The 5,797-nt window shown below is 44.1% G+C and carries 5 protein-coding genes; all 5 read right to left on the bottom strand.

Translation table 11 applies throughout. The features are described from left to right. A partial coding sequence (argB, locus tag A3761_RS14740; protein ID WP_068750413.1) for an acetylglutamate kinase occupies positions 1–747 on the bottom strand: 747 nt, incomplete at its 3' end. 38 nt (positions 748–785) lie between these two features. Further along, on the bottom strand, positions 786–3,386 hold the full coding sequence (locus A3761_RS28850) for a phosphomannomutase/phosphoglucomutase (protein ID WP_082865411.1): 2,601 nt from the start codon (positions 3,384–3,386) through the stop codon (positions 786–788). A 24-nt stretch (positions 3,387–3,410) separates the two neighbouring features. After that, positions 3,411–3,872 (bottom strand): dUTP diphosphatase, encoded by a 462-nt coding sequence (gene dut, locus A3761_RS14730; protein ID WP_068512582.1) that lies wholly within the window; start codon positions 3,870–3,872, stop codon positions 3,411–3,413. A gap of 76 nt (positions 3,873–3,948) precedes the next feature. Then, positions 3,949–5,187: a bifunctional phosphopantothenoylcysteine decarboxylase/phosphopantothenate--cysteine ligase CoaBC gene (coaBC, locus tag A3761_RS14725; protein ID WP_068512586.1), complete on the bottom strand. Its 1,239-nt coding sequence runs from the start codon at positions 5,185–5,187 to the stop codon at positions 3,949–3,951. Between the two features lie 207 nt (positions 5,188–5,394). Beyond that, complete coding sequence (locus A3761_RS14720) at positions 5,395–5,604, bottom strand: cold-shock protein (protein ID WP_068512589.1); 210 nt, start codon at positions 5,602–5,604, stop codon at positions 5,395–5,397. Between the last annotated feature and the right edge of the window lie 193 nt (positions 5,605–5,797).

Genomic DNA, 5,797 nt, shown 5'->3' with positions numbered 1-5,797 from the left:
GTATATCGTTCCATCAGCAATCAACTCATCGACCTGAGCAGTTGATAAACCTGTTAACACCTCTCCCGATTTATCCTGCAGACCAGAAATATTTGTCAGTAGAATAAGTTTTTCTGCTGCTACCGCCTCAGCTACTTTTCCAGCAACCAAGTCAGCATTGATATTATAAGACATCCCATCTTCACCGACTCCGATCGGTGCAATAACGGGTATCACATCACTTTTGGTCATCATATCAATAACCGAGGTATCGACCGACTTGACCTGACCAACATGACCGTAATCTATAATTTCTGGTCGATCAACTTCTGGAGTTATTTTATCGACATGAAGTTTAGTTGCCTTGATCAGGTTTGCATCCTTCCCTGTAAGACCTATTGCCTTACCTCCATTGCTGTTAATAAGAGCAACAATTTCCTTATTCACTTTTCCGCCCAAGACCATCTCGACCACATCCATCGTCTGGCTATCGGTGACACGCATACCATCAACGAAGTGGCTTTCAATATTCAAACGCTCAAGCAAGTCACCTATTTGGGGGCCGCCCCCATGCACAACAATCGGATTGATGCCCACCAACTTCATCAACACAACATCTCTTGCAAAGCTGTTCTTTAAGTCTTCGTTCTCCATGGCGTTGCCACCATACTTAATCACCAAGGTTTTACCTGAAAAGCGCTGAATATAAGGCAGTGCTTTGCTTAATACTGAAGCCACCTGGCCAGCAGATTCTCTTGTTAAACTCATATTTTTCCTAACAAACAATAAAGGTCAGAATGGTTGACCTAAAAATTACATTCAATTGATGGATCGACTATCTGAAGCTGCGTCCTAAATATCGACTTCACTTCTTCTAAAGCTGCCTCATTATCAGCCTCGAACCTCAGAACCAATACGGGAGTGGTATTGGATGCACGACATAAACCCCAGGCATTTGGGTATTCGACTCGTAAACCATCTATCGTGGAAATATTTCCACCAACAAACTGGTCTTTCAAAGCACACAGACTTTCAACGATCATAAATTTAGACTCATCTGTCACACTGATATTTATCTCAGGCGTACTTAAGTCTTCAGGAAAATCGGCAAATACTTCTTCAGAAGAGCGATCTTCAATACCCAAGACTTCTAATAAACGAGCGGCAGCATAGAGACCGTCATCGAAGCCAAACCAACGCTCTTTGAAGAATACATGACCACTCATTTCACCAGCAAGTAATGCCCCGGTTTCTCTCATTTTAGCTTTCATATAAGAGTGTCCGCTCTTCCACATTACCGGGCGACCGCCATAACTGCTAATCAAACCATTAAGGCGTCGAGAGCATTTAACATCAAATAAGATATCTGCTCCCGGGTTACGGGAGACAACGTCTTTGGCGAACAACATCAACAAACGATCAGGCCAAATAATCTTACCTGTATTGGTTACAACGCCCAAACGATCTGCATCGCCGTCGAAGGCTAAACCGATATCCGCATCATGCTCTTGCACTGCGGCAATCAAGTCTCTGAGATTGTCTGGGTTACTAGGGTCAGGGTGATGATTAGGAAAACTACCATCAACCTCACAATGCAATGGAATAACTTCACAACCAAGTTCTTCAATTAGTTGTGGCGCAACCTTCCCGCCCACGCCGTTACCCGCATCCAATACAACTTTTAAAGGCGCAGCAACAGCAATATCATTTAGAATTGTGTCCATGTACTCTTGGGTCACATCGCTATCTGTACATGAACCTTCTCCATGCTCAAAGTCCTGCAACAAGATACGGTTGTAGAGCTTTTGAATATCATCGCCAGCCAAGGTTTTACCATCAAGCATGATCTTAAGGCCGTTATAATTAGCTGGATTATGACTGCCTGTAATCATCACACCACTTCCTGTTTTAAAGTGGTGCGTAGAGAAATATAAAACCGGCGTGGGAACCTGCCCAACATTGACGACATCCAGGCCGGTACTCAAGATCCCGCGGATCAATGAATCCGAGTACGGTACGCTAGAATAACGACCATCAAACCCGACGCATATCGCGTTTTGCCCTTGAAGAAGCGCCTCACTTGCAATAGCTTTACCTATTAACTCTACAAGCCCTTCGTTTAAGGTTTCGTCAACCACACCCCGGATATCATAGGCGCGGAAAATAGTCTGGGGAATATCTATATCCAGACCTTGCACTTCCGAAACCATATCATCTGTATCACCAAGCGCTCCAGAGCCTTCTGCATCATTTAACACATCCAAATCAAGCAAATCATCATCAAACAGAGGCGCATCATCTTCTACGTCATTCGAAACAGGAGCTGTTTTTTTAGACTGCTCTTCTTTTGGCTTATTAGCGGTCTGTTGCACAGACTTCTTCGCACTCGCGGATAAGTGCTTTATGTGTTCAGATACAGCTGACGACATTGCTGTGAACTCTCCAAAGGAGAAGGAGGCACGCCCAGTTTTGCCACCCGAAGCAAGCCCAGCTGCCATTTGACTAACTTGAAGAATATCTTTACGAACACTTAGCATGTTCATCCGAGCGATTAACACTAGCCCAAGAATTAGCACAACACCTACCCCAAGCAAAATAATCATCACCATTATTCGGTCAATCTGTAAGGACTTTCTAGCATCAGGAGCGTAGGTAATTGTGACGCCAGGCACACTGGTAGCACTCTTTAGTTTATTTGCCGAGTTGCCTTTTCCAAAGGATAAGATCGCTCGCCCGGACTGAGATGCCAAAGCCACCTCACCAGCACTTGCCGCCTCACTCTGCTTGAGAGTTGACTCGATGATATTCAACTGAAATATAGCCAGCATAATATCACCAGACAACGCTTGTGATTCACGTTGTTTTACAGGGCTTGCAAACTGAATATACCAAACACCTTCGTTAAAGAAGGGTTCTATTAATAAGCTCTCTTTCTTTAGCGAACGCCTCAGCAAGTCGATACTGGCAAAAGAAAGCGCTGGGTTATTTTGTCGCAAACTTTCTAGCTTGGAACTAGGCACCTGATAAACAGCATCAAGCTCTGCCCAAAAGCTCTTAAGTTGACGACTTGATAAGCCTTCTTCGCCAGAATCTTGTAAAGATATATTGGCTACACTTCGCTTTTTCGCATCTATGTAAGCATTAAAACTTTGAGCCAGAGAGTCTAGACGCTGTTGATCTACCTCTGCATTAAATGCAATTTCATTTTGACGTAGCGAGAACTGGTCAATTAAAAAATACGATACAGTCAAGCCTATCAACACAAGTAAGGCCGGTTGGTATATCCACGATACCAGGCTTTTTCCTACTTTTGTTTTCTTTGAAGATTTGACTTTCTTCGCAGGCTTCTTGGCTGCCGCCTCTTCTTTAGTGCTATCTTTGACAACCGTATCTTTCTTTTTGAACATGCTCAAGCTCTCACTCTATTGTTACTATGCTCTGCCAGTCGAACCAAAACCGCCCTCACCGCGAGCACTTTCCGTAAATTCTTCAACAACCTCAAATTGCGCCTGAACAACCGGCACAAGCACTAACTGCGCAATGCGTTCACCAACCTCAATAACAAAGTTTGAGTTCCCCCGGTTCCAGCAAGAAACCATTAACTGCCCTTGGTAATCTGAGTCGATCAGGCCTACCAAGTTGCCCAAAACAATACCATGTTTATGCCCAAGTCCGGATCGCGGTAATATCATCGCAGCCAGATTCGGATCTTCGATATAAATAGACAACCCTGTAGGTAACAAAACGGTTTCACCAGGAGCCAGCTCTATGCTTTTATCTAAGCAAGCCCTTAAATCTATTCCAGCAGAGCCTTGAGTTGCGTATTCTGGCATGGGGATTTCTGAACCCAAGCGTTCATCCAAGATTTTTACCTGTAGTGTTTGTCGCGTCATTATCAGATCTTCTCAATATTTATTTACTGTCGACATAAGTTTAGATGCTTCTTTCGCTTTGTATATGCGAGTTTCGCTAAGAAGCGCTTCCATCCATTTTTTTTGCTATATCCTTTACTATTTCTTCAGCTAAAGAGGCTTTGGACTGCTTAGCGCAAGCCTTTTCATCTTGCGCAGTAATTATCCATGCCTCATTCTGATCACTGTTAAAGCCTATCTCGGGCTTGGATACATCATTCGCTATAATCATATCCAAGTTCTTACGCTTAAGTTTGTCTCTGGCATAATCCAACACATCATGTGTTTCTGCAGCAAAACCAACGGTAAAAGGACGTGACTTTAATGAGGAAACTGTCGCTACAATATCCGGATTTTGCTCTAAGGTAATAGTCATCGACTCGCCTTCATCAGGCTTCTTCTTTATTTTCTTTGTTTGTATCGTCTGAGGCCTGTAGTCCGCCACCGCTGCACACGCAATGAAAATATTATTTGAACCGCCAAGCTGTGCCAAAACAGTATCCCTCATTTCTACTGCTGACAATACATTCAAACGCTCAACTCCATCGGGCGCGTCAAGTTTTGTCGGGCCAGAAACCAAGGTAACCTTTGCCCCTGCACGAACACAACTTTCAGCAAGTGCATAGCCCATTTTCCCCGAGCTGTGATTACTAATATAGCGGACCGGGTCAAGCGCTTCCTGTGTTGGTCCGGCAGTGATCACTACCTTACGCCCAGCCAATAAGCTAGATGGTTCTTTAGTAATTAATATCTCTAGCGACTCACACAGCTCCGCGGGCTCTAACATTCTGCCAGGACCGACATCCCCACAGGCTTGTTCTCCCTGTGCTGGCCCCAGGATTGTCACTGCAGACCCCAGAGTTTTAGTCAATTCAGAAATATTCCGCCGAGTCAGTGGGTTCAACCACATAGCCTGATTCATTGCAGGCGCCAGGAATACCTGAGCAGTACTAGCCAACAGCAAAGTATTAAGCAAGTCGCCCGCCATACCTTGAGCATATCTCGCTAAAAAGTCAGCTGTGGCTGGAGCAACCAAGATAAGATCTGGCCATTTTGCCAGTTCAATGTGACCCATTCCTGCTTCTGCATCGGAGTCTAACAGTTCAGTTTGGACGGGGTTACCAGACAAAGCCTGCAGGCTAAGTGGGGTAATAAATTGCTGAGCTCCCCTACTCATCACAACACGTACTTGTGCGCCAGCCTTAACGAGCTGCCTGCACAGGTCTGCAGATTTGTAAGCTGCGATACCGCCGGTTATCCCAAGTAATATCTTTTTGCCGCTCAGTTTGGAGCTCATACCTACTTCCCTTCACGATAAAAGCGAAAAGATACCACTCATAGCCCTCGATTTCACGCTAAACCAAGAGTTTATTAGGAGTTCGGCGTCAAGCACTCTCATGCGAACTGCTCACTCTGCATTTTTTACAGGCAAAAAAAAGAGCGCTAAAAAGCGCTCTTTTTCAATAAGCTGATACCACGAGGGTAGCATGCTCATCGAGAGAAATTACATAGGAGTAACGTTCTCAGCTTGTGGACCTTTCTGACCAGTACCAACTGTAAATTCTACAGTCTGACCTTCAGCAAGAGTCTTGAAGCCATCAGATTGAATAGCGCTGAAGTGTACAAACACGTCTGGGCCATTTTCCTGCTCGATGAAACCAAAACCTTTAGATTCGTTGAAAAACTTAACTTTACCAGTAACTCTATCTGACATAATCATATCCTGACTAAAAAACTAAAACATAAAATCGCCGAAAAACTGGATATAACTTATGCTTACCGGGTTGAACACTATTACTAGCAAGTCTAAACACAGAACATAAAAAAATAGCCGGGCTTTCTAGGCTGCCTGCAGTATACTCTATTAAATCTTAAATACAAACCTCATACATAAAGAGTCACAAAAA

Source organism: Oleiphilus sp. HI0123 (assembly GCF_001635315.1).
The sequence above is the reverse complement of the archived record's forward strand: the minus strand, read 5'-3'. Positions and strand labels throughout refer to the sequence as shown.

Excerpts from the sequence above, each read along its gene's own strand:
- A3761_RS28850 (WP_082865411.1), bottom strand. The coding sequence starts at position 3,386 with ATGTTCAAAAAGAAAGATACGGTTGTCAAAGATAGCACTAAAGAAGAG.
- dut (WP_068512582.1), bottom strand. The coding sequence starts at position 3,872 with ATGACGCGACAAACACTACAGGTAAAAATCTTGGATGAACGCTTGGGT.
- A3761_RS14720 (WP_068512589.1), bottom strand. The coding sequence starts at position 5,604 with ATGTCAGATAGAGTTACTGGTAAAGTTAAGTTTTTCAACGAATCTAAA.
- coaBC (WP_068512586.1), bottom strand. The coding sequence starts at position 5,187 with ATGAGCTCCAAACTGAGCGGCAAAAAGATATTACTTGGGATAACCGGC.